Raw genomic sequence first — 22,571 nt, forward strand, 5'->3', positions numbered from 1 at the left:
TGTGGCGGGTCCATGTGGTCCGACATCGCCGGAAATGATCCCGATCGGCCGGTTGCGAGGGCGTCCGGCCGATCAGTCGCCAATTCTCCGGCGCGCCATAGGGGCGCGCTTAATTGTTGCGGGCCGCTACGAACTGCGCCGCTTGTTTCAGAAGCGCAGCCTGCTCGCCAAAAGGTTCGAGCAACGCATGAGCCTGGTCAACGAGGCCATGGAGCTGGCCCCGCGCCCAGTCCGGTCCGTGCAGCGCGACCAGCGTCGCCTTGCCGGCCGCGGCATCCTTGCCGGTCGCCTTGCCCATCTGATGCGCGTCGGCGGTCAGGTCGAGCAGATCGTCGGCAAGCTGAAAGGCAAGCCCGATCGCCGAGCCGAACTCGGCCAGCCTTTCGCGGTCGCCCGACGGCGCGCCGGCAAGGATAGCGCCCGCTTCGCAGGCAAAGCGGATCAGCGCACCGGTTTTCATCGCCTGAAGCCGGATGATGCCGGCCTCGTCCTGCCGGCTTTGTTCGGCTTCGAGATCGAGCATCTGGCCGCCGACCATGCTTCCCGCCCCGGCGGCGCGGGCCAGTGCCAGCACCAGCGTTGCCCTGCGCTCGGCCGGCAGCATTGTCGCCTCGTCGGCAAGGATGTCGAAGGCAAGTGTCAGCAAGGCGTCGCCCGCAAGAATGGCGGTCGCCTCATCGAAAGCCCTGTGCACGGTCGGCTGGCCGCGGCGCAAATCGTCGTCGTCCATGGCCGGCAGATCGTCATGGATGAGCGAATAGCAGTGCACGCATTCGAGCGCCGCCGCGACGCGCAGCGCCGCCTCGCCGTCGGCTGAAAACAGTGCAGCACTTTCCATGACCAGGAAGGGACGCAGTCGTTTGCCGCCGTTCAGCACGCCATGTCGCATTGCCGCCATCAGGCGTTCGGGCCGCGCGACCTCGCCCGAAAGCGTCCGTCCGTCGAGCAACCGCCTCAGCAGCGCCTCGAGCGGAACTGCCCGGGCAATAAGTGCAGCTTCGAACGCCATTTGGTCGTCTTTCGTCATGGTCGGGAGCGGTAGCCGACACTCAGACGTTGCGCAAGAAGCCAAGCGCCATTATGCCGGGGGCAGGGAGTAGCGCGGACTGGGTGGCTTGGCGGAACCGATCGTCGATCACGAAACCGAAGGGTTGGACATGGCGAGACCGAGACGCGGCAGCCGCATCGGTCTTCAACGCTGGGTCCGGCGCGGCATCGCCGTCGCGGTCGTGCTGGCGCTGGTGCCGGTGGTGCTGACCTTCCTGTACCTGCCGACATTCGTGCATCCGGTGTCGACATTGATGCTGAAGGACCTGGCGACGTTTTCTGGCTACGATCGGCGCTGGGTTTCCATCGACGATGTCGCGCCGGTGCTGGCATATTCGGTCATCATGTCGGAGGACGGGCAGTTCTGTTTCCATCGCGGCGTCGATCTGGGCGAGTTGCGCGGCGTCGTCGACGATGCGCTCGCCGGCGAGATGACACGTGGCGCCTCGACCATCACCATGCAGACGGTAAAGAATCTTTATCTATGGTCGCGGCCGTTGGGCTCGGTCCGTAAGGTCGTGGAACTGCCGCTGGCCGTCTATTTCGATGCGGTGCTGTCGAAACGGCGGATCATGGAGATCTACCTCAACATCGCCGAATGGGGACCGGGCATCTACGGCATCGAGGCCGCCGCCCAGCATCATTTCGGCGTCTCGGCAAAACAGCTGTCGCGCCGGCAGGCAGCGCTGCTTGCCGTCACCTTGCCGAATCCGATCGTGCGCAATCCGGCGAAGCCCGGGCCGGGACTGAGGCGGCTTGCCGCGTTGATCGAACGGCGCGCCGGCCGCGCCGGCGCCTATGTCGGTTGCCTGCGATAGTGTCAAAAAAAAACACGGCGACGCTGGCCAAAACGCCGTCGGGCGTGTATAGGCACCCGACTTTCTCAGATTCCGGCCCCTGATGTGGCCCTTTCACGAGGGCCGCCGGGGCGTTTTGACCATGTAGTGGAGCATATCCATGGCCGTTCCGAAACGAAAAACCTCTCCGTCGAAGCGCGGCATGCGCCGTTCTGCCGACGCACTGAAGGCCCCGACCTATGTCGAGGACAAGAACTCCGGCGAGATGCGCCGTCCGCACCATATCGACCTGAAGACCGGCATGTATCGCGGTCGCCAGGTTCTGGAGCCGAAGGAAAGCTGAGAGAGCTTTCGACGGTTTATGGGTTGCGAAACGACCGGCCATTGGCCGGTCTTTTTGCGTTTGCGACAACTGATCGTATCAGCCGGGCCTGACATTGTTGTTTCACGCCGTCTTTGTCCGTGTTTATCGGCCGCACGAAAATTCTTGACGGCGAACGCCGGGCGCACTCTACAAAGATCAGTCCAACCGGAGCCGCCACATGTTCGGTGCCATCCCGCTGCTGATCGTGCCTTTCATCCTCTACAATCTCGGGCTTCTGGGAATATTCGGCAGCGGCGACGATCCGTGGGCCACCGAAATGTTTTCGGTCCGGATGATGTCGGGTGGCGTGTTCTCGATGACCCTCGGCGACCTCATCGTGCTGATCGCACTGATCTTCTTGTTCGTCGAAGTGGTGAAGTCGACGCGCACGACAAATGCCTCGATCATGGACCATCTTTTGTCGACCTTCGTCTTTGTGGCCTATCTGGTCGAGTTCCTGCTGGTGAAGGGCGCCGCCCATTCCGTTTTCTTCACACTGATGGTCATAGCGCTGATCGACGTGCTGGCCGGCTTTTCGGTGTCGATGCGGTCGGCCACCCGCGACATCAATATGAGTTAAGGATCCCGACTCAGCCCGGGTCAGCGGTGAAGCCAGCCGCCTCGACGCCGGCGATGGCTGCCGTTTCATCATTGTCGGACGTGTCGCCGGAAATACCGATGGCGCCGATGATCGTGCCGGCGTTGTCGCGGATCAGCACGCCGCCGACGACCGGCAGGACGCGCCCGCCCGACACGTCGGAGACGCCGGCGATCAGATGCGGGCGCTCCTTGGCGAAAGCTTCCACCCGGCGCGAGCCCATGCCGATAGCGAGCGCGCCATAGGCCTTGCCGGCCGACATTTGCGGACGCAGGAAAGAGGCGCCGTCCTGACGCTGGAACGCGACCAGATGGGCGCCGGCGTCGAGCACCGAGACGCCAAGCGGCCTGAGCTTGAGCTCGGCACCCTTGGCAAAGGCGGCGGCGATGATTTCAAGGGCTTTGTCGAGCGTCAGTGCGGTCATGGCCGTCTCCTAAACGCGCCAGTTATCAACCGGCAGAACAGACTCCGAGTGAACTGTTTCGCGTGCGAAAGGAAGCATGCATTCTGGGAGCGCCGGCCTATTTCTTCTTGGCGCGAGGCTTCTTCACCGGGGCCGGAGGCGCATTGGCCAGGTCTTCCGCTTCCTTGGCGAGGCGCAGCGCCCGCAGCTTGTTGGTCTTGGCTTGGCGAGCGTCGCTCTCGGCGACATATTCCGCCATCGCCTTCTGGCGAACCGTGGCTGCCTCTTCCTGTTTCTTGAAACGCAAATCGGCCCGCGCACGGGCAGTGTCCTTAGAGTTCTCGACCAAGAGCGTTATCCAATCCGTAAATTATCTTCAGTCCCTTGATAGCAGAGCCAGCCCGCAATTGGGAAAATAAGTTGGTCATGGCGCCGGATCGCAGCCGACTCGCTCCGCCTTGCGGGCGACTACCGCATCGTATCCGGCCTGCAAAGTCGCGCGGACGGTGGGTCCAGATGGGGCGGGAGACGCACCCAGATGCTCGTGGCGCAACTCGTTCATGAACTTATCCCACATCGGCGGGCCGCCTTTTTCCAGAAGCTCGGCACGGATAGAGAGCTCTTCGCTGACCGGCAGCCAGACGCGGCCCCAGGCGCCGAGATGCGCCAGGATCGGCACCAGCGTAATCGCCATTTCGGTCAGGCTGTAGATCGCCTTTTGCTTGTGGGAGGGATCGTCCGCCTTGGTCAGCATGCCGAGCTCCATCAGCCGCTTCAGCCGGTCGGCGAGGATGTTGGAGGCGATGCCCTCCATCGAGCCGTTGAGCAGTTCGCGAAAGTGGCGTCTGCCGCCGAAGATGATGTCGCGAAGGATGATCAGGCTCCACCGGTCACCGAACACTTCGAGCGACAGGTTGATGGGGCATCCGGACCGACGATCGATGTTCATGCGAATCTCCAAAAACCGGTTGCACTATCGTATCGGTTTTAATATCGTGCAACTGATTGCAACTTGCAATCGGATTTGCAGCCCAAGGAGGAAAGTCATGAGAAACGCCGAACACCCCGAAATCGTATCCCAGACGTTCGGCGATCCGGCCCATCCGGCGGTGTTGTTGATCATGGGCGCGATGGCTTCCATGCTTTGGTGGCCCGAAGCGTTTTGCCGGAAGCTGGCCGGCGAGGGTCGCTTCGTGATCCGCTATGACAATCGCGATACCGGCCGTTCGACCAAATACGCGCCGGGCGAGCCGCCTTATACATTCGACGACATGGTGGACGATGCCGTCCGCGTCCTTGACGACCAGGGAATCCGAAAGGCGCACGTGGTCGGCATGTCGATGGGCGGTATGATCGCGCAGCTCGTTGCGTTGAAATACCCGCCGCGTGTCAATTCGCTGACGGTGATCAGCAGCTCGCCCCTGGGCATCGATACGTCGCATTTGCCCGGAACCACCGAGGCCTATAGGAAACATTCGGCCGAAGGCGCCAAGGTCGACTGGTCTGACCGTGGCCAAGCGGTCGATTTCATGGTCAAAAACGCGCGTGCGCTCGCCGGCACCGCGCATCCGTTCGATGAGGCGCGGACGAGAGCGTTCGTGGAACAGGACTACGACCGGTCCGGCGGCTTTCTCAGCGCGACCAATCACTTCATGCTCAAGGGCGGCGAAGATCGGAGCGGCGAGGACTGGACGGGGCGGCTGCACGAGATGAAGATTCCGCTCCTCGTTATCCACGGCACCGACGATCCGATCTTTCCAGCCGAGCATGGCGCCGCTCTTGCCGACGCGGTCGCCGGTGCAAGACTGGTCCGGATCGAGGGCGGCGGCCACGAGCTGCATCCCGACGATTGGGCCGCGATCATCGATGCGATCGTCGCCCACAGCCGGGCCACGTAGCAGCGGGCCGAACCTTGACACCGGATGCCCGCGAGACGAAGCACCAAAGATAGGAGCAAAAATGTCCCTGACGATGCATCTTCATCCGCTGGCCTCCTTCTGCTGGAAACCGCTGATCGCGCTCTATGAGAACGGCACGCCATTCACATCGGTCGTCGTCGATCTCGGCAACGAACAGTCGCGCGCGGCGTTCCTGAAATTGTGGCCGGCCGGCAAGATGCCGGTGCTGCGCGATGAGGCGCTGGACCGGACCGTGCCGGAATCGACGATCGTCATCGAATATCTCAACGCGTATTATCCCGGACCGGTCGAGCTGATCCCCGGCGATCTCGATCTCGCCCGTCAGACCCGGCTTGCCGACCGCTTCTATGACTTCTACGTCCAGGAACCGATGCAGAAGATCGTTGGCGACCGGCTGCGGCCGGAGGGCAAGACCGATCCGTTCGGCGTCGAGCAGGCCCGCGCCCAGCTGCGCAGCTCCTACGCCATCATTGAACAGGACATGCAGTCGAGGACATGGGCGGTGGGTGCGAGCTTCACCATGGCCGACTGCGCTGCCGCCCCCGCGCTGTTCTACGCCAACAAGGTCGAGCCGTTCGGAGACGAATATCCTGCGGTCAGGCGCTATCACGACCGGTTGCTGCAACGCCCCTCGGTTGCCCGTGTGATCGAGGAAGCGCAGCCGTATTTCAAGCTCTTCCCCTACAACAATGGCTAGAGTGGTTCATCGTTTCACGGAAACGCCGAACCGCTCTATCTCTTTGTTTTTGCGCAATTCCGTACGGAAAACCGTTTCACACTTTTCCTGGAATTGCTCTAGGCCCGATGCTGCATAGTTGCTCGACGCGCTGACGATGCCCCTCAGCTTCCGGGTGAACCGAGCTGCTCCGCATCCCAGAACTGGTCAAGCCAGATGTTGAGCTTCAGGAAGCCGGCATTGCTGACCGTATAGACGCGCCTGGTGCCTTCCGGCTTGGCGTTGACCAACCCCGCATCAAGCAGCACCTTCAGGTGCTGCGAAACGGCCGGGCGGGACACCGGCAAGCCGGATGCCAATTCGTTGACGGTCTTCGGTCCGCGCCGGAGCTCTTCCAAGAGATGGCGCCGGTTGGGATCGGCAATCGCCATGAAGGCGTCGGAAAGCATCATGCCTTATTTGTGGGGCAAAGCGCCTCGAATCTCAACTGTCGGCTTCAGCTTTTCTGCGCGGGTCGAGCCGCAACGCTTCCGGCGTCACCGAGCGATCGGCGGGCTGGGTCTTGAAGGCATCGCGGCCTTCGATCGGCACCGGCGCGCGACGGCTGATGCGCAGCAGCGTATAGCCAGCCAGGCTGAGATGCGCGAGCGCAGTGGCCAGGAACAGCCCCTCAGGGCGCATCCAGCCCATCAGGCCGGCGGCCACCAGCGGACCGATCATCGTGCCGAAGCCATAAAGCAGCAGCAGGCCGCCCGACACTTTGACGAAGTCCTCCGATCGCGCATGGTCATTGGCATGCGCCACCGCGATCGAATAGAGCGTGTAGGCGAAGGCGCCGTAGGCGGCGGTGCAGACGATGACGAAGACGCCGGAGCGCGGTTCGAACAGGAAGATGGCGATGGCAAACAGCGCAGCACCGAAGGCCGCGCCCGCCAGCACGAAACGACGGTCCGTCGTGTCGGAGAGCCGCCCGGCCGGAAGCTGCATGGCGGCACCAGCGATGACCACGAGGCTCATCATCAGCGCGATCTCGGCTGTCGAGATGCCGATGCGCGCTCCATAGACGGCACCAAGTGTACCCCAGGCGCCGTTGGCGATGCCGATCAGCACGCAAGCGATCGCCGACACCGGCGAATTGACGTAGAGCCCCTTGACGTCAAGCGACACGTCCTGCAGCGGCTTGGGGTGAGACGCCGTCGAGACCGCCGTCGGGATCAGCGACAGGCAGAACAGAATGCCGGTGATCATGAACAGCGACGCCGATCTCACATCGCCGCCGGCAACGATCATCTGACCGCCCATGATCGAGGCATAGGTGACCATCATGTAGAGGCCGAAGACGGTGCCGCGGTTTTCGTTGGTGGCCTTCTCGTTGAGCCAGCTTTCGATGACCATGAAGGCGCCGGCCATGGTGAAGCCGGTGAAGGCGCGCAGCAGGATCCAGGTATATTCGTCGATGATCAGGCCGGTGAGCAGTGCGACGATCGCTCCCGATGCGGCAAAGGCGCCGAAAGCCCTGACATGACCGGCGCGGCGCACGATGCGTGGCGCAAAGAAGCAGCCGGTGACGAAGCCGCCGGCCCAAGCCGTGCCCATCAGGCCGAGCGATGCCGTCGAGAAGCCCTCCACCTGGCCGCGCAGCGGCAACAGCAGACCGTGCAGTCCGGATGCCGCCAACAGGAACGCGGTGCCGCGCAGCAGCGAGAGGATCGGTCTGTAGCTTGCGAACATTTTTCAATCCGGCTGGGGTTTAGGGCACAAGTCTGCAGACAGCGGCATTCGGGCTTTTCGGCGGCGTGCCCGAGCTTTTGGCATTACCCGCAGTAACTACCCGCGGCGAAACAGCGCCTCTGCCGCCGACTTGGTCGAGCCCTTGGTCTTGAGCTCGGCTTCCAGCCGGGCGATCTCGTCGCGCAGGATGCCGATCCGTTCGGACAATTCGTCGACGGAAAGCAGCGACAGATCCTGCCCGATCTCGTGCGGGCGCGCTTTCTTCTTGGGTTCGTCGTCGAAGATCGCCATCGTCGCTCCTCCGTGATTGCCCATTTGCCTGATTTGCCAATGAGCATACATAGGGCAAGGGTATGGATGCAAATGGCGGGCAAGAGCTGGCACGAGAAACCGGCGGAGCACGACGGGAAAATTCATGGCGAACGCACAGAAAATTCCGGCGAAGATGATGGCGATCGCCATATCGGAACCGGGCGGGCCGCGGGTGCTGAAACCGGACACCCGCGACGTACCGGTTCCCGGTCCCGGCGAGATCCTGATCCGGGTGCGGGCCGCCGGCGTCAACCGGCCGGACGTGCAACAGCGCAAGGGCGCCTATCCGCCACCGCCGGGAGCGTCGGATCTGCCGGGCCTGGAAGCAGCAGGCGAAGTCGCTGCCCTTGGTGACGAGATATCGCGCTGGCGCGTCGGCGACCGGGTCTGTGCGCTGACGGCGGGCGGCGGCTATGCCGAATATGTCAGAGTGCACGCCGGCAGCGTGCTGCCGCTGCCCGCCGGCTTTACCTACACCGAAGCGGCGGCGCTGCCGGAAAACTACTTCACTGTTTGGCACAATGTCTTCGAGCGCGGCGGCCTGAAGAGCGGCGAGACCCTGCTCGTGCATGGCGGCTCGTCGGGTATCGGCACCACGGCGATCCAGCTTGCTGCCGCTTTCGGCGCCTATGTCGTCACCACCGCCGGCAACAAGGAGAAATGCGACGCCTGCCTCAAGCTCGGCGCCGACCGGGCGATCAACTACCGCGAGGAGGACTTCGTCGCCGCAGTCAAGGAGGCAACCGGCGGCAAGGGTGCCAATGTCATCCTCGACATGGTCGGCGGCGACTATGTGGCGCGAAACTATGAGGCTGCAGCCATGGAAGGCCGCATCGTCCAGATCGCGACGCAGGGCGGGACGGTGGCGAGCGCCGATTTCTTCAAGATCATGGCCAAGCGGCTCGTGCACACAGGATCGCTGCTCAGGCCACGCACCGTGGAGTTCAAGGCGGCAGTTGCGGCTGCGCTGGAGGCGCAGGTTTGGCCGCTGCTCGGCACGCGCAAGGTTGCGCCGGTGATGGATACGATCTTCCCGCTCAAGGAAGCGTGGCGGGCGCATGAGCGGATGGAGGAGGGTGAGCACATCGGCAAGATTGTGCTCGATGTCGCCTGACGGCCCGCAAACAGGCTGAACGAAAGCTTAATGGTGCAATGCAACAAACGCATTGCGGCCATGCAAAAGCGTCTGTTCAATTTTTCATCGCCGATGCCTATTTACGCGGCATCAAAACGATGGAGGACTATCATGAACCCGATCCGCGCTTTCCGTAACTGGCGCATGTACAACGAAACCGTGCGCGAACTGAACCGGCTGAATGCTCGTCAGCTCAACGACCTCGGCATCAACCGCGGCGACATCGAGAGAATCGCCCGCAAAGGGCTTTGATCTCGAGCACGATCCCGCTCGAAGACCGGGCGCTGCTTTTCGGCAACGCCGAGCCGCGGTTCGGGATCAAGCTTTAGAAGCCAGAGCCGCAGCAGACGGATTTCCGTCGCCGGTTCCGAGCCCGCCCGACCTTGGTCTGGCGGGCTTTGTCTTTTTGAAGCTTTCGACTGTATGGCGTCATCTGCCGACCTTCGCGGTCTGCTGGTCGCGCTGCCGTGCCGTCCTTGACGCGCGCCTGCCAAAAACATTGCGAAACGGCGAGCGAGCGGTTATATAGACCGCGATTTTCCCATTTTGGTGGCTCTAAACCACCGCCCGCGCGGGAACGCGGGCGAACGAGAAGGATTTTTGTAATGGCCAATACGCTGCTGATGCCAAAGGCGACCGCCGTCTGGCTGGTTGACAACACAGCGCTTTCCTTCGAGCAGATCGCGCAGTTCTGCGGACTGCATCCGCTTGAGGTCAAGGCGATCGCCGACGGCGAGTCGGCGCAAGGCATCAAGGGCATGGACCCGATCATGACCGGCCAGCTCACTCGCGACGAGATCGCGCGCGCCGAGAAGGACGCCAACCACCGGCTGAAGCTCTCCGATCCCAAGGTGCGGGTGCCGGAATCCAAACGCAAGGGTCCGCGCTACACGCCGCTGTCGAAGCGCCAGGACCGGCCCAACGCCATCCTCTGGCTGGTGCGCAACCATCCCGAGCTCAAGGATGCGCAGATTGCCCGCCTTGTCGGCACAACGAAGTCGACGATCGACCAGATCCGCGACAGAAAGCACTGGAACTCCGCCAATCTCCAGCCGATGGATCCGGTGACGCTCGGCCTGACGTCGCAGATCGACCTCGATATGGAAATCAACCGCGCCTCGCGCGGCCGCGAGCAGGCGCAGCCGGTCGGCGATACGCTGCTGCCGGCCGCCTTGACCGAACGGCTGGTGCCGGCGCCCGAAAAGCCGAAGGACGAGGACCGCGAACTTGACGCCAACGCCGTCTTCGCCAAGCTTTCGGCGCTGAAGTCGAAGGACAAGGACGCCGACGAAGAGGAGTAGGTCTGGCATCCAAAACAAAAAGCCCGCTTTCAAGCGGGCTTTTTTGTGATCTTCCGTGTCAGCTTCGCGCCGCCCGGTCCGGCGCCATGCCGTAATCCTCGCTGCGCTCCACCGCGCGATAGAAATCGGCGAGCTGCTTGCCGCGCTCCGGCTTGAAGGTGCGGCCGGCGATGACCACCGAGGCGATGCGGTCGATGCGGAAGGCGCGGAAATCGCCGCGCATCTCACACCAGGCGACCAAGGTCCACACCTTGCCCCAGAACCACAGGCCGAGCGGGCGGATGTCGCGCGCGGTGCTGCGGCCGGCCTCATCCGAATAGTCGATGGTCAGCACCTGACGTTTCTCGATGGACCGCTCGATCAGGTCGATGGCTTCGCGGGCGGCATCGCTTACCACCCACATCGGCGTGTGGATCTCGGTACGGGCGATGCGGTCCTTTTCGGCGTCGGGCAACACGGCGCCTATCTTGACCAGCGCCTCGTCGGCGGCTCGCGCCATGGCCGCGCCACCAAACGCGCGCACCATGCGGGCGCCGGCGACCAGCGCGACGATCTCGTCACGCGTGAACATCAGCGGCGGAAGGTCGAAACCCTCCCTCATCATGTACCCGACACCGGCCTCGCCGTCGATCGGCACGCCGGTCGACTGCAGGTCTGCGATGTCGCGATAGATCGTCCGCTCGGAAACCTCGAGCCACGTGCCCAGCTTCTGAGCGGTGACCAGACGACCACCACGCAGATGCTGCACGATCTGGAAGAGCCTGTCGGCGCGGCGCATCGTATGGTCCCTCGGCGTCTATCGTTCCAGCCCTTCGCGCTTGCGCTGCGCGGCGACGAAGGCCGCGCCGAAGGACAATTTCCTCGTTGTCGGCGTGTTTGCGTCGACCACCCGCCAGAACGGCGCAACGTCGCCCAGCGCCATACCACGCTCAAGATCCTCGTTGGCGGCCTCGGCGACGGTGCGCAGATGATAGCCGATGGTGACCGGACATGTCATCTCGGCATCGTGCTCGATGGCGAGAGCGGTGCGCAAAGCGCGGATATTCATGTCCATGCCTTCGGGGATGGAGCGGATGAATGCATGGACCTGGCGAGCTGTAGGAACCAGCATCGGCTGGCCTTCGACGACGTCGCCGATGGTGCGTGGCGACGGTCTTATGCCGTTGATGCCAGGCGTGTTCAGCCTGTCGTTCCAGCTTTTCATCGATCGTCCTCTCGGCCATCCGGCTCCGGCGGCCATCGCACTATGGCACGAGCCTCCTGACACCATACTGTCAGGAGGCTTCAGCATGCCCATTTCAGCTCGTCGCCAGGTCGCATCCAAACGCCACGCAGAAAGCTTGCCTCAATTGCCGCCATTGCGGCGGTCGCCATACATGTCCGGCCAACCAATATCCTTGCGGATGTCCGCCGGCAGGGTGTTCATGAATCGCTGGGTGCGGATCTCATTGCGGATCGTCCGGATCTTGCCGACATAGTGCTGCACGCTACGCAGAATGGTAATACCGTTCATGGCTGGTCTCCTCTCTTTCGATGCAGGCACTATCGCACACCCCTGCTGACAGCAGTCTGTCAGGAGGGTGCGGCTCTCATGACCGGCGTTCCGATTTATCCATCGAAGTGACAAGGCAGTGCTGAAAAGAGGCTTGCCGCAGTGGAAGCCGGCGATCCCGGAGCCGCTTTGACAGCCAGCCGCGATGCTGATCAAAGGCTGCATGTCGAAACTTCTCGCGCTCGTCATCATCCTCATGATGGTCATCCAGCTCATCAAGCCGCTCGGCTGGCCCGGGCTGAAGCGGCGCAGCGATTTCTGGAAGCTGGCGCTGCTGGCGATGGCGGCGATTTCGATTACGGCGGTGCTCGGGCACTGGACGTAGTGCGGGCGGCCCGCTACGCGACGCCCGGTTCGTTGGCGAGCACCAGGCTGACCAGATGTTCCGCCCAGGCTCGGTAGCCGGCTTCCGAAGCGTGAAATCCATCCGATGCGAAGCCGGCATCGGCATCCGTGATCGGCAGCCGGGGCGCCGGTATGGCGCCGCGTTCGAGGCAAAGGCGCTCGCCCATCCGGTTCATTTCGACGGCGCGGATTTCGAGGATCTTGCCGAGCAGCGGCGGCATTGCCGGAGCCCGGGTGAACTCCAGCACCGGCGACCACACGACGCGCGCTTCCGGCCATTTGGCGCGCAGCGCGTAGAGCAGGCCGCCAAACTCGCGCTTGAAGCGCGGTACCGAATGAAAATTCTTGGTGTCGTTGGTACCGATGGCCAGCACGATATGCGTCCACGGATCGGCCGATAGATTGGGCAGCACATGATCGCGGATCTGGCCAGAGGTTGCCGAGTTGAAGCCGGCCGCCCGCCAGCGCACGGTGCGGCCGGTGCGTTGCGCAATCAGAACTGCCAGTTGCGCGGCCAATCCGTTTTCGGAATTGCCGATGCCTACCGAGGCGGCGGAGGAATCGCCAAGCACCAGAACCGAGATTGCTGGCGCCAGGCCAGATATCTCGTGCATGACCGGACCTTGTGCCGGCAGCATGCGGGCGGTGCGGCGACGCACGCCAAGTCCTTGCCAGACATAGACCGGAAAGGCGAGCCAGGTGAGAAGGGTCGGAAAGCGCCGCATGGCAAGTCCCTTTTAGGGCATAGCGAACAGCACTTAGCGCATGTCGGGCCGAAGACGAAAGACCTTGGGTGACCGCCTGTCGTCAATGGCAGCAGCTGTCCTGCATTTCGGGCGTATCCGCATATTCGTCGTGCAGCCGCACCCAGTCCACCAGGCTATGGTGGGGACCGGTTTCGTTGCGACCCTTCGGTGTCAGGTCGAGATAGTGATAGGCGCCGATCAGCGGATCGCCGCCTCTGGAGCGCGAGATAAAAGTCAGGAAGATGTCGCCTTTCTCGTCGCGATAGAACACGCTGGTGCCGGGAAGATCCTTCGATTGCCGCGCGCGCCGCTCGAAATTGTAGGTCGTGTCGCCGGCCGCGATCTGCTTGTCGGTGAATGACACCTGCATGTCGAAGTTGAAGTCCGAAGCGTACGACGACACCCAGTCGAATTTCCAGCCCATGCGCTGCTTGTAGGGCAGAAGCTCGGCCAGCGGCGCCCGCGCCACCACCACGAGCGAGACATCGTGGTGCCTGAGATGCTGGTTGGCACCGTCAATGTGGTCGGCAAGGAACGAGCAGCCCTCGCAACGATAATCGGCGCCCGGCCCGAACATGAAATGGTAGACGATCAGCTGGCTGTTGCCGCCGAACAGGTCGGGCAGTTTCTTTGGCCCTTGCTCGGTCTCGAAGACATAGTCCTTGCGGATCTTCAGCCACGGCAGTTCGCGGCGTTCGGCGGCGACGCGGTCGCGAAAGCGCGTCAATTCCTTTTCGCGCGCCAGATGCGCCTTGTGCGCCTGAAACCACTCTTCCTGCGAAACGGTCTTGTTGTTTGGCATCGGTCTGCTCCTCTTTTCACGGAGGACGTTCGGCAGCGAGGAATACCGACACCGAGCTGCATTTTCAGTAGCAGGAAATTGCAGACCTTGCTGCTTTCAAACGAACCCGGGCACATGGCCCGGGTCGGAGGGAACGCAACCTGAATTCCGTCAGGCGGCTTGCTCAAGCGTCGGCTGCCATTGTCCAAGCGCTGCCAGATGGTTCATGTGGGCGCGATGGGCGAAGGCGGCCTGCGCGGCGGCGACGTTCGCTGCCTTGCCGCCCCAGGCCTTCTGCGGAGCGGCCTGCAAGGCGCGGCCGTAGGAGAAGGTCAGCTTCCACGGATGCGGGCCGATGGCGTTGATGGCATTGAGGTTGGCGGTCGCCTGCTCGTCCGATTGTCCGCCCGAAAGGAAGGCGATGCCTCCAATCGCCGCCGGCACCGTCTCGCGGAACAGTTTTATGGTCTTTTCGGCGACTTCCTCGGGGCTGCTGACCTTGCCCGATTTCTTGCCGGCAAGGACCATGTTCGGTTTCAGGATGGTGCCTTCGAGCACGACGCGGGCCGCATAGAGCTCGGTGTACAACTTTGTCAGCGTCGCCTTGCTGATCTCGTAGCAGGTGTCGATGTCGTGGGCGCCGTCCATCAGCACCTCCGGCTCGACGATCGGCACGATGCCGGCCTCCTGGCAAAGCGCGGCGTAACGGGCGAGCGCATGGGCGTTCGAGCCGATCGAGGTGGCGGAAGGCACGCCCTTGGCAACATCGATGTCGATCACCGCGCGCCATTTGGCAAAGCGGGCGCCGAGCTTGTAATAGTCGGCAAGGCGTTCGCGCAGGCCGTCGAGGCCCTCGGTGATGGTGTCGCCGGGAAAGCCGGCCAGCGGCTTGGCGCCGGCGTCGACCTTGATGCCGGGGATAGCGCCTGATGCCTTGATGATGTCGACCAGCGGTGTGCCGTCGGCGGCCTTCTGGTGAATGGTCTCGTCGTAGAGGATGACGCCGGAAATGTACTTGGTCATTGCATCGCTGGCGCGGAACATCATCTCGCGATAGTCGCGGCGACTGTCGGCGGTCGACTCGACACCGATGACGTCGAAGCGCTTCTTGATGGTGCCGGAGCTCTCGTCGGCAGCCAGCAGGCCCTTGCCATTGGCCACCATCGCGGCGGCAATGTCCTCGAGACGTTCGCTCATCGTGCTTCTCCTGAAAGAATTGATCCGCGCCCAGCAGACCACCAGAGCAACGCAGGTTCAAGTCGAACCATTTCGTCAAACAAGCGCGAATCGATTGAAAGTCGCGGGCGCACTCCTTCGCGCTGCTCTTGCGGCCGCGCTCAGCGCTTCAATACGTCGACGCCGGGCAAGGGCTTGCCTTCCATCCATTCGAGGAAAGCGCCGCCGGCCGTCGAGACATAGGTGAAATCATCGCTGATGCCGGCATGGTTGAGCGCCGCCACCGTGTCGCCGCCGCCAGCGACCGAGATCAGTCTGCCGGCCCTGGTGCGCGCTGCCGCGTGCCTGGCCGTCGCCACCGTTGCGTGGTCGAATGGCTCGATCTCGAAGGCGCCGAGCGGCCCGTTCCAGACCAGCGTCGCGGCGCGGTCGATCCATTCGGCAATGGTTTTCACGGTCTTTGCGCCGACGTCGAGGATCATGCCGTCGGCCGGCACGTCTGCTATGGCGACGGTCTCGCTGACGGCGCCGGCCCTGAACTCCCTGGCGACAACGCCGTCGGCGGGCAGGATGATGGCGCAGCCGGCCTCGGCCGCCTCGATCATGATCTGCTTGGCGGTGGTCGCGAGATCATGCTCGCACAAGGATTTCCCGACGTCGGTGCCGCGTGCCGCGAGAAACGTGTTGGCCATGCCGCCGCCGATGACCAGCGCATCGACCTTCTTCACCAGGTTCATCAACAGGTCGATCTTGGTCGAGACCTTGGCCCCGCCGACGATGGCGACAACCGGACGGACAGGATTGCCGAGACCCTTTTCCAGCGCATCGAGCTCGGCCTGCATGGTGCGCCCGGCGAACGCCGGCAGCACATTCGCCAGGCCTTCCGTGGACGAATGGGCGCGGTGCGCAGCCGAGAAGGCGTCGTTGACGAAGATGTCGCCGTTGGCGGCGAGCTTTTCGGTGAAGGTCGGGTCGTTCTTCTCCTCAGCTTTGTAGAAGCGGGTGTTCTCGAGCAGCAGCACGTCGCCGTTATTCATGGCAGCAACGGCATTTGCCGCCTTGTCACCGATGCAGTCGGAGGCAAAGCCAACCGGACGGCCGAGCACGTCCGCCGTCGCCTTGGCGATCGGCTCGAGCGAGAATTCCGCCGCCGGTCCATCCTTGGGCCGGCCGAAATGGGCAAGCAGGATGACCTTGGCGCCCTTGCCGGAGAGCTCGGCGATGGTCGGCGCAATGCGCTCGATGCGGGTGGCGTCGGTGACCTTGCCCTCGGTGACGGGAACGTTGAGGTCGACACGCACCAGCAGACGCTTGCCGCTGATATTGCCGATGTCGTCCAGTGTCTTGAAGCCGGCCATGCTGATCCCTTTCGCGAAAAATCGCGGGGACCTTACCCCGCATCGACGACGATGCAAGACCTGGCTAACGGTTCGCCGAAAATATGATTCACGTGTCGAGGACGAAGTGCCCACGGGGAGCAAGATGGCAGCAATGGCGCGAAACGCACCGACATATGGCTTACCGATTGCGCACCACGATGCATGCGCCGCCCACGCTTTGCAGCTTGTCGCAGATCGTGTCGGCCTTGGCTCTGCTATCGGCGCCGATCCGCACGGCATAGATGCCGCGCCTACCGATCGGGGTACGTACCCGGCTGACCACCGGATCGTGGCCGGCAAGCAGTGCCGGGAACCGGCTTTTCACTCTCAGCCACTGGTTGAGCGCCGCGGCGCGGCGGAAATTGCCGGCCACCTGCACCCCCCACGGCTTGATGTTGATCGACGACATCGGCACGGTTCTGGACATGATCACCGGCAGCTCGCGGCAAGCGGCAGCGAAACTCGCCTTCTTGTCGAGCGGCCGGATGACGCCGGCGTAGGCGGTATTGGTGAAGTTGTCGGCCGGCTCGCCCATGACGTCCAGAACGTAGCTTTCGGTCTCCATCGGCAAGAAGCCGCCGGAATTCAGCCAGCGCGACACCCGGGTCTCGCCAGCGTTGTAGGCGGCTGCGGCGAGGCCCAGATTGCCGAAACCGGATTTCATTTCGGCGAGGTACTTTGCCGAGGCCGGGATCGCCTGTTCGATGTCGAAGGAATTGGCGAGCCCGCGCATCCTGGCGGTGCCCGGCATGAACTGGGCAATGCCTTCGGCGCCGACCGGGCTGACCGCATTGGGATCGAAACGGCTTTCCTTCCAGATCAGCCGGGCAAAGAAATCCCTGGGCAGCCCGTTCCGGTCGGCATGGGCCTCGATCAGGTTGCAAACCTGGTCGATCAGCTTCTTTTTGGCGGGCCGTGGTGGATCGGCCTGAACGGCTGTCGCCCAGATCAGCCCGCAAATGAGAACCAGCGCCGCGCCGAGCAAACGCCGCATTCAACTACTCCGCCGCGGCTTTGTCGTGCTGCCCGAACCGCCGTTCGATATAGTCGGCGACCATCTTCTCGAAATCCGCGGCAATCGATGGGCCGCGCAGCGTCGCCGCCTTCTTGCCGTCGACGAATACCGGGGCGGTCGGCATCTCGCCGGTGCCGGGCAGCGAAATGCCGATATCGGCATGTTTGGATTCGCCCGGACCGTTGACGATGCAACCCATCACCGCGACCTTGAGGTTCTCGACGCCGGGATATTGTTCACGCCACACCGGCATGTTCTTGCGCAGGTCGGCCTGGATGTTCTGGGCAAGCTCCTGGAACACGGTCGAGGTCGTGCGGCCGCAACCAGGGCAGGCGGCGACGATCGGCACGAACTGCCTGAAGCCCATGGTCTGCAACAGCTCCTGCGACACCTGCACCTCGCGCGTGCGGTCGCCGTTCGGCTCCGGCGTCAGCGAGATGCGGATGGTGTCGCCGATGCCTTGCTGGAGCAGGATGCCCATGGCAGCGGACGAGGCGACGATGCCTTTCGAGCCCATGCCGGCCTCCGTCAGGCCGAGGTGCAGCGCATGGTCGGATCGGGTGGCAAGCTCGGTGTAGACGGCGATCAGATCCTGCACGCCGCTGACCTTGGCCGACAGGATGATTTTCTCGCGCGCAAGGCCGATCTCTTCGGCCATTTCGGCCGACAGGATCGCCGATTGCACGATTGCCTCGCGCGTCACTTCCTGCGCGGTCAGCGGAAAGCCTTGGGCCTGGTTGTCATCCATCAGCCGGGTCAGCAGCTCCTGGTCGAGCGAACCCCAGTTGACGCCGATGCGCACCGGCTTGTCGTATCGGATCGCCATCTCGACGATTGCCGCGAACTGCCGGTCCTTCTTGTCCTTGAAACCGACATTGCCGGGGTTGATGCGGTACTTGGCCAAGGCCGCGGCGCAGGCCGGATGATCGGCCAGGAGCTTGTGGCCGATATAATGGAAATCGCCGACCAGCGGCACGTCGATGCCGAGCCGCTCCAGTCGCTCGCGGATGGCCGGTACGGCGGCAGCGCTTTCGTCGCGATCGACCGTTATGCGCACGATCTCGGAGCCGGCGCGATGCAGGGCCGCCACTTGCGCGACCGTCTGGTCGACATCGGCCGTGTCGGTGTTGGTCATCGACTGGACGACGACTGGGGCGCCGCCGCCGACCATCACGCCGCCGACGTCGACACCGACCGACCTGCGGCGCGGGAAGGGTGAGGAAAAATATCCGGTCATGCCGGCTGCCTTTAATCTTGAAGGTCCGGGCATGAGGTGGAGGAGCAAAGATGGCTTGTCAATGGCGACTGGCGCGCAGGCCCAGCAAATCGGAAACAACAAGACGGCAGCTTGCCGCAAATCCGCGAGCGTTTCCGGCAGCATAGCGATGCCACCGGAAAGATCGCGCGCCGGGCGGCGCTTCTAGTCCTGGAAGGGCTTCAGTGGGTCGTCGGTTTCGCCTTCAGTTTTTCAATCTCGTCCTTGAGCGCCAGCTTGCGCCGCTTGAGATTCACGATTTCGAGGTCGTCTACCGACGGATGGGTCATCGCATCGTCGATTTCCCGTTCGATGTCGCCGTGTTTCCGCTGCAGCTCATCAAGATGGGATGCAAGAGACATGATTGGTTCTCCCGTTCATGATTTCCTCGGATTGCAGCCGTCATGGCACGTCCACCGCAGGCTCGCTTCTGTGACGGCATAATGACAGTGTGCCACCATCGCGCACCGATGTCGAATGCTGCGTGGTAGCATTCCACGCCAATATGAAATGTGATATGGGCTGCGCGCCGGTGCAAGAAGACCCGGTCCCGCCCAATCAGGCCCATAGTTTGGGCGCCGCAGACGTGCAGACGGTAAAAATGTCCGATCAGGAACAGGCAGATATCCGCCTCGAATATTCCCGGCTGAAGCAGGAACACGCCGATTTCGACGCGGCAATCAATGCGATGATTGCCATGAATTGCGACCCGCTGCAGATCCAGCGCATGAAGAAAAAGAAGCTCTTCCTTAAGGACAGGCTGATGGCGCTGGAAGACAAGATCATTCCAGACATTATCGCTTGAACGGACGCCGGCGCTGGCCTGCTGGAAAGGCGGCCTATGCCGCGATCGAAAGCCGCGCGGCGCGCTCGAGCAACAGCTCTATCAGGTCATCGGTCTTTTCGGTCGAGGTATCGATGGGAACCACCAGGCACATCGTCGCCTCGACCCTGCCCGGCGCTGAAAAGACCGGCGCGGCCAGACATTTCGTGTAGGCATCGACAAGGCCGGAGGTGACGCAGTAGCCGGCCGACTTGGCGACGGCGATGTCGTCTATGAAATCGTCGAGCTGCAATCTGCGGCCGTCCGGCAGCACGAGATCGTCCTCGGAGACCATATCCTCAATCGCTGCCCTGTCGAAGCCGGCGAGGAGCAGTCGCCCGGAAGCTGTCCAGGGGAGCGGTATTTGCAGACCGGTCGCCGAGCTGATCCGGAATGGCCTCGTTCCCGGGCTTGAATGGACGATGGTGTAGCGGCCGCTTTGCAGCATGCACAACTCCGAGGTCTCGCCGGTCTCGCGTGACAGATGGTCGACTTCCTGGCGCCCTCGCCTGAGCAGGTCGTTGCCCCGCACATAGTCCATTCCGTAGAGGTAGAGCTTCTTTCCGAAATAGACCCGATTGCCGTCCCCGGCCATTTCCAGCAGGCCTGCGTCGACCAGCGAGCGCACCAGCGTATAGGTCGTCGACCGCGGTGCATTCACCCCTCTGGCAAGGTCGCCAATGCCGATCGCACGCTGGGTCGTGTGGAGAAACTCCAGAATCTGGAGGACCCGGTTGAGGCCCTTCTCCCGAGAACCCGAGTTCTTGTCTTCGTCCAGACCGGCGTCCGGTCGAGCGGCCAAGGCATTGCCATCTTGCATTATCGATTCCTGATGTTAATCTGTCTTGTACAGAGTACAGGCGTCTCTTGTAAGGGACAATGACGTCAGTTGCAACCGATGCCTGTACTGCTGATCCAAAGGGGAACACAACACGAAAGGAGGTCGCCGTGAACGACACATCCAAAAGGCGTGAATTTCTGAAACTGGGAATGGCCGGGCTTGCAACGGCCGGAGTGATGAGCGCCGCTACCGCGGTCGACGTTCAGAAAGCGGCGGCCCAGGCAGCGCCGGACAGCCTGCTGCGCACCGTCCTCGAGCGCGGCAAGGTAATCGTCGGCACCGGCAGTACCAATGCGCCCTGGCATTTCGAGAACGACGCCGGCGAACTGGTGGGCATGGACATCACCATGGGTCGCATTCTCGCCAAGGGGCTTTTCGACGATCCGACCAAAGTGGAATTCGTCATGCAGGATCCGGCTCAGCGCATTCCAAACGTGACCACCAACAAGGTCGACATCACCATCCAGTTCATGACCATGACCGCCCAGCGCTCGCAGCTGATCCACTTCTCCCGACCCTACTACGTCGAAGGCATCGCCTTGCTGACCCTTCCGAACGCCGAAAACAAGACCTTCGACAAGCTGCTTGCCGGCGGTTCGGCGACGCGGATTTCCATCCTGCAAAATGTCGATGCCGAGGCTAACGTGCATATCGTCCTGCCGGAGTCGCAGGTGATGCAGATAGACACGCAGGCCAACGTGCTGCAGGCCTTGGAATCGAAGCGCGTCGACGCCGCCGCGGTCGATCTGTCAACGGTGCGCTGGCTCGCCTCGCGCAATCCGGATAAGTACTTCGATGCCGGCAAGAGCTGGTTCTCGATGCTTTATGGTGCCGCGCTGCGGCAGGGCGACCTCGACTGGCTGACCTTCGTCAACCAGACCTTCACCATCGCCATGTTCGGCCATGAAACGGCACTCTACGACGCTGCGTTCAAGGATTATTTCGGACAGGAGCCGCCGGCGCGCCATCCCGGTTTCCCGGTCATTTGATGCAAGCAGGCGGAAGGACAACGTCCTTCCGCCTTCTCTCATCACAGCCCTCCATGACGAGGACGCATGGGTTATACTCTCAACTTCAACCTTATCTGGCGGCATTTCGACAAGCTCTGGGGCGGACTGCTGCTAAGCCTCGAACTTGCCGTCATCTCGATCGCGATCGGCATCGTCATCGGGCTCGTTCTGGCGGTCTGGTACGTGTCGGCCGGACGTGCGGTGCGGACCATCATCGCGGGGTATGTCGAGTTCATCCGCAACGTGCCGCTGATCCTGCTCGTCTATCTGGTCTTCTACGGCTTGCCGACGGTGGTCGACATTGCCTACAGCGCGCAAACCTCATTCATTGCCACGCTGTCGCTCTACAGCGGCGCCTACCTGGTCGAGGTGTTTCGCTCGGGGCTCGAGGCGGTGCCGCGCGGTCAGCTCGACGCCGGCAAGGCAATCGGCCTGACGCCATGGCAAAGGCTGCTCGATGTGCGCCTGCCGACGATGCTGCGCATAACCCTGCCGGCGCTTTCCAACACATTCATATCGCTCTTCAAGGATACGTCCGTGGCGTCGGTCATCTCGGTACCCGAACTCACCTATGGCGCCCAGTGGATCAACTTCAACACGTTCCGCATTGTCGAAGTCTATCTGGTGGTGACGGCAATGTACCTGTTGACCGGCTACACGCTGCTTTTCGCGCTGCGGCTCGTCGAGCGCCGGTTCAAGGCGGCGCGCTGACATGCTGAGCCAGATCATCTACGCCTTGCCGTTCCTCGCCGAAGGCTTTGCCGTAACCTTGTGGGTGTCGCTGCTGGTCGTGGTGTTATCGCTCATCGCCGGCGTGCTGATGGGCGTCGGCCTTGTCTATGGTCCTTTTCCGCTGCGCTGGGCAGTGCGCATCTTCAGCGACACCATACGCGGCATTCCGATCCTGGTGCTAATCTTCTTCGTCTATTACGGCCTGCCCGCGGTGGGGCTGCATCTGGAATCCTTTTGGGCGGCCGTGTTCGCCCTCACCCTCTTCAAGACCGCACAAGTCGTCGAGTATCTCAGGGGCGCCGTCGGCTCGATTCCCAAGGGTCAGTCCGAGGCGGCGATGGCGATCGGACTGACCTTTCGCCAGCGGCTGGTCTACGTCATTTTTCCGCAGGCGTTCAGGCGCTTCCTGCCACCCTGGATCAATGGCGTCACCGACGCGGTGAAGGGCAGCGCGCTGGTCTCGCTGCTCGGCATCACCGACCTCATGCAGGCAATCAACCAGGTCATCGGCCGCACCTATGAGGCGATGCCACTCTACATTCTCGGTGCGCTCGTCTACTTCGCCGTCAACTACGCCCTCTCCTTGGCCAGCCGGCGCCTGGAGCGGCGTTTCTCCTTCATCCGGGAATAGCA

At 62.7% G+C, this 22,571-nt stretch carries 31 protein-coding genes; 13 read left to right on the plus strand and 18 right to left on the minus strand.

Annotated elements, in window-relative coordinates; genetic code table 11:
* Nucleotides 1-109 precede the first annotated feature (109 nt).
* Nucleotides 110-1,027, minus strand: coding sequence for a polyprenyl synthetase family protein (locus NKI67_RS04170; protein WP_352644521.1), 918 nt, complete (start codon nt 1,025-1,027; stop codon nt 110-112).
* Between the two features lie 79 nt (nt 1,028-1,106).
* Between NKI67_RS04170 and NKI67_RS04175 the strand changes: the two genes are divergently transcribed.
* From NKI67_RS04175 to NKI67_RS04185, 3 genes are all read left to right on the plus strand, one after another.
* The gene (locus tag NKI67_RS04175; RefSeq protein WP_031212144.1) at nt 1,107-1,865 is read left to right on the plus strand and encodes a biosynthetic peptidoglycan transglycosylase; all 759 of its coding nucleotides are present in this window, start codon (nt 1,107-1,109) and stop codon (nt 1,863-1,865) included.
* A 139-nt stretch (nt 1,866-2,004) separates the two neighbouring features.
* Entirely contained in the window at nt 2,005-2,187 is a 183-nt protein-coding gene (gene rpmF / locus NKI67_RS04180) for a 50S ribosomal protein L32 (protein ID WP_006203806.1), read from the plus strand.
* A gap of 199 nt (nt 2,188-2,386) precedes the next feature.
* Nucleotides 2,387-2,788: a hypothetical protein gene (locus tag NKI67_RS04185; RefSeq protein WP_023678503.1), complete on the plus strand. Its 402-nt coding sequence runs from the start codon at nt 2,387-2,389 to the stop codon at nt 2,786-2,788.
* A 10-nt stretch (nt 2,789-2,798) separates the two neighbouring features.
* Here NKI67_RS04185 and NKI67_RS04190 read toward each other — a convergent pair whose 3' ends face one another.
* From NKI67_RS04190 to NKI67_RS04200, 3 genes are all read right to left on the minus strand, one after another.
* Entirely contained in the window at nt 2,799-3,230 is a 432-nt protein-coding gene (locus NKI67_RS04190) for a GlcG/HbpS family heme-binding protein (protein WP_023678502.1), read from the minus strand.
* Nucleotides 3,231-3,327: 97 nt separating this feature from the next.
* A complete protein-coding gene (locus NKI67_RS04195; protein WP_023678501.1) occupies nt 3,328-3,558 on the minus strand; it encodes a hypothetical protein in 231 nt (76 codons plus the stop codon).
* A gap of 75 nt (nt 3,559-3,633) precedes the next feature.
* The gene (locus NKI67_RS04200; RefSeq protein ID WP_352451127.1) at nt 3,634-4,158 is read right to left on the minus strand and encodes a winged helix-turn-helix transcriptional regulator; all 525 of its coding nucleotides are present in this window, start codon (nt 4,156-4,158) and stop codon (nt 3,634-3,636) included.
* Between the two features lie 97 nt (nt 4,159-4,255).
* Between NKI67_RS04200 and NKI67_RS04205 the strand changes: the two genes are divergently transcribed.
* Nucleotides 4,256-5,107, plus strand: a complete 852-nt coding sequence (locus NKI67_RS04205; protein ID WP_352571983.1) for an alpha/beta fold hydrolase — start codon at nt 4,256-4,258, stop codon at nt 5,105-5,107.
* Nucleotides 5,108-5,168: 61 nt separating this feature from the next.
* Entirely contained in the window at nt 5,169-5,825 is a 657-nt protein-coding gene (locus tag NKI67_RS04210) for a glutathione S-transferase family protein (RefSeq protein WP_352457946.1), read from the plus strand.
* Between the two features lie 143 nt (nt 5,826-5,968).
* Here the strand turns inward: NKI67_RS04210 and NKI67_RS04215 are convergent, their stop codons facing one another.
* The 3 genes from NKI67_RS04215 to NKI67_RS04225 form a co-directional block, all read right to left on the minus strand.
* Nucleotides 5,969-6,256 carry an ArsR/SmtB family transcription factor gene (locus NKI67_RS04215; protein ID WP_023678497.1) on the minus strand — a complete coding sequence of 96 codons (288 nt, stop codon included), beginning with the start codon at nt 6,254-6,256 and terminating at the stop codon, nt 5,969-5,971.
* Nucleotides 6,257-6,287: 31 nt separating this feature from the next.
* On the minus strand, nt 6,288-7,535 hold the full coding sequence (locus NKI67_RS04220) for an MFS transporter (protein WP_023678496.1): 1,248 nt from the start codon (nt 7,533-7,535) through the stop codon (nt 6,288-6,290).
* A gap of 96 nt (nt 7,536-7,631) precedes the next feature.
* Nucleotides 7,632-7,826 carry a DUF1192 domain-containing protein gene (locus NKI67_RS04225; protein WP_023678495.1) on the minus strand — a complete coding sequence of 65 codons (195 nt, stop codon included), beginning with the start codon at nt 7,824-7,826 and terminating at the stop codon, nt 7,632-7,634.
* A 124-nt stretch (nt 7,827-7,950) separates the two neighbouring features.
* Between NKI67_RS04225 and NKI67_RS04230 the strand changes: the two genes are divergently transcribed.
* The 3 genes from NKI67_RS04230 (at nt 7,951) to NKI67_RS04240 (ending at nt 10,283) form a co-directional block, all read left to right on the plus strand.
* Nucleotides 7,951-8,961 carry an NAD(P)H-quinone oxidoreductase gene (locus NKI67_RS04230; protein ID WP_352644523.1) on the plus strand — a complete coding sequence of 337 codons (1,011 nt, stop codon included), beginning with the start codon at nt 7,951-7,953 and terminating at the stop codon, nt 8,959-8,961.
* Nucleotides 8,962-9,093: 132 nt separating this feature from the next.
* Complete coding sequence (locus tag NKI67_RS04235) at nt 9,094-9,234, plus strand: DUF1127 domain-containing protein (protein ID WP_023678493.1); 141 nt, start codon at nt 9,094-9,096, stop codon at nt 9,232-9,234.
* 353 nt (nt 9,235-9,587) lie between these two features.
* Nucleotides 9,588-10,283 carry a DUF1013 domain-containing protein gene (locus NKI67_RS04240; protein WP_023678492.1) on the plus strand — a complete coding sequence of 232 codons (696 nt, stop codon included), beginning with the start codon at nt 9,588-9,590 and terminating at the stop codon, nt 10,281-10,283.
* A 58-nt stretch (nt 10,284-10,341) separates the two neighbouring features.
* Here the strand turns inward: NKI67_RS04240 and NKI67_RS04245 are convergent, their stop codons facing one another.
* The 3 genes from NKI67_RS04245 to NKI67_RS04255 form a co-directional block, all read right to left on the minus strand.
* Nucleotides 10,342-11,061, minus strand: a complete 720-nt coding sequence (locus NKI67_RS04245; RefSeq protein WP_023678491.1) for a helix-turn-helix transcriptional regulator — start codon at nt 11,059-11,061, stop codon at nt 10,342-10,344.
* A gap of 18 nt (nt 11,062-11,079) precedes the next feature.
* Nucleotides 11,080-11,487, minus strand: a complete 408-nt coding sequence (locus NKI67_RS04250) for a hypothetical protein (protein WP_023678490.1) — start codon at nt 11,485-11,487, stop codon at nt 11,080-11,082.
* Between the two features lie 141 nt (nt 11,488-11,628).
* On the minus strand, nt 11,629-11,796 hold the full coding sequence (locus NKI67_RS04255) for a hypothetical protein (protein ID WP_023678489.1): 168 nt from the start codon (nt 11,794-11,796) through the stop codon (nt 11,629-11,631).
* Between the two features lie 202 nt (nt 11,797-11,998).
* Here NKI67_RS04255 and NKI67_RS04260 point away from each other — a divergent pair, with 202 nt between their 5' ends.
* Nucleotides 11,999-12,160: a hypothetical protein gene (locus tag NKI67_RS04260; protein WP_352454847.1), complete on the plus strand. Its 162-nt coding sequence runs from the start codon at nt 11,999-12,001 to the stop codon at nt 12,158-12,160.
* 13 nt (nt 12,161-12,173) lie between these two features.
* Here the strand turns inward: NKI67_RS04260 and NKI67_RS04265 are convergent, their stop codons facing one another.
* The 7 genes from NKI67_RS04265 to NKI67_RS04295 all read right to left on the minus strand — a co-directional run bounded on the left by NKI67_RS04265 (nt 12,174) and on the right by NKI67_RS04295 (nt 18,894).
* A complete protein-coding gene (locus NKI67_RS04265) occupies nt 12,174-12,905 on the minus strand; it encodes an SGNH/GDSL hydrolase family protein (RefSeq protein ID WP_023678487.1) in 732 nt (243 codons plus the stop codon).
* A gap of 82 nt (nt 12,906-12,987) precedes the next feature.
* Nucleotides 12,988-13,728, minus strand: coding sequence for a DUF899 domain-containing protein (locus tag NKI67_RS04270; protein ID WP_023678486.1), 741 nt, complete (start codon nt 13,726-13,728; stop codon nt 12,988-12,990).
* A 150-nt stretch (nt 13,729-13,878) separates the two neighbouring features.
* A complete protein-coding gene (locus NKI67_RS04275; RefSeq protein ID WP_352644525.1) occupies nt 13,879-14,904 on the minus strand; it encodes a class I fructose-bisphosphate aldolase in 1,026 nt (341 codons plus the stop codon).
* Nucleotides 14,905-15,044: 140 nt separating this feature from the next.
* Nucleotides 15,045-16,241, minus strand: coding sequence for a phosphoglycerate kinase (locus NKI67_RS04280; protein ID WP_352644527.1), 1,197 nt, complete (start codon nt 16,239-16,241; stop codon nt 15,045-15,047).
* Nucleotides 16,242-16,401: 160 nt separating this feature from the next.
* Nucleotides 16,402-17,256 carry a lytic transglycosylase domain-containing protein gene (locus NKI67_RS04285; protein WP_023678483.1) on the minus strand — a complete coding sequence of 285 codons (855 nt, stop codon included), beginning with the start codon at nt 17,254-17,256 and terminating at the stop codon, nt 16,402-16,404.
* 4 nt (nt 17,257-17,260) lie between these two features.
* Nucleotides 17,261-18,514 (minus strand): flavodoxin-dependent (E)-4-hydroxy-3-methylbut-2-enyl-diphosphate synthase, encoded by a 1,254-nt coding sequence (ispG, locus tag NKI67_RS04290; RefSeq protein ID WP_352589860.1) that lies wholly within the window; start codon nt 18,512-18,514, stop codon nt 17,261-17,263.
* A gap of 200 nt (nt 18,515-18,714) precedes the next feature.
* Nucleotides 18,715-18,894, minus strand: a complete 180-nt coding sequence (locus NKI67_RS04295) for a YdcH family protein (protein ID WP_023678481.1) — start codon at nt 18,892-18,894, stop codon at nt 18,715-18,717.
* A 239-nt stretch (nt 18,895-19,133) separates the two neighbouring features.
* On the opposite strand from NKI67_RS04295, the gene NKI67_RS04300 reads away from it, so the two are divergent.
* Complete coding sequence (locus tag NKI67_RS04300; protein WP_023678480.1) at nt 19,134-19,337, plus strand: YdcH family protein; 204 nt, start codon at nt 19,134-19,136, stop codon at nt 19,335-19,337.
* A 34-nt stretch (nt 19,338-19,371) separates the two neighbouring features.
* Here NKI67_RS04300 and NKI67_RS04305 read toward each other — a convergent pair whose 3' ends face one another.
* Entirely contained in the window at nt 19,372-20,175 is an 804-nt protein-coding gene (locus NKI67_RS04305) for an IclR family transcriptional regulator (RefSeq protein WP_352589863.1), read from the minus strand.
* A 128-nt stretch (nt 20,176-20,303) separates the two neighbouring features.
* On the opposite strand from NKI67_RS04305, the gene NKI67_RS04310 reads away from it, so the two are divergent.
* The 3 genes from NKI67_RS04310 (at nt 20,304) to NKI67_RS04320 (ending at nt 22,569) form a co-directional block, all read left to right on the plus strand.
* Nucleotides 20,304-21,185: a transporter substrate-binding protein gene (locus NKI67_RS04310; protein WP_031212143.1), complete on the plus strand. Its 882-nt coding sequence runs from the start codon at nt 20,304-20,306 to the stop codon at nt 21,183-21,185.
* A gap of 66 nt (nt 21,186-21,251) precedes the next feature.
* The gene (locus tag NKI67_RS04315; RefSeq protein WP_023678477.1) at nt 21,252-21,917 is read left to right on the plus strand and encodes an amino acid ABC transporter permease; all 666 of its coding nucleotides are present in this window, start codon (nt 21,252-21,254) and stop codon (nt 21,915-21,917) included.
* Nucleotide 21,918: 1 nt separating this feature from the next.
* Entirely contained in the window at nt 21,919-22,569 is a 651-nt protein-coding gene (locus NKI67_RS04320; protein ID WP_023678476.1) for an amino acid ABC transporter permease, read from the plus strand.
* Nucleotides 22,570-22,571: the final 2 nt, after the last annotated feature.

The organism is Mesorhizobium sp. M0408 (genome assembly GCF_040321495.1).
GTDB lineage: Bacteria > Pseudomonadota > Alphaproteobacteria > Rhizobiales > Rhizobiaceae > Mesorhizobium.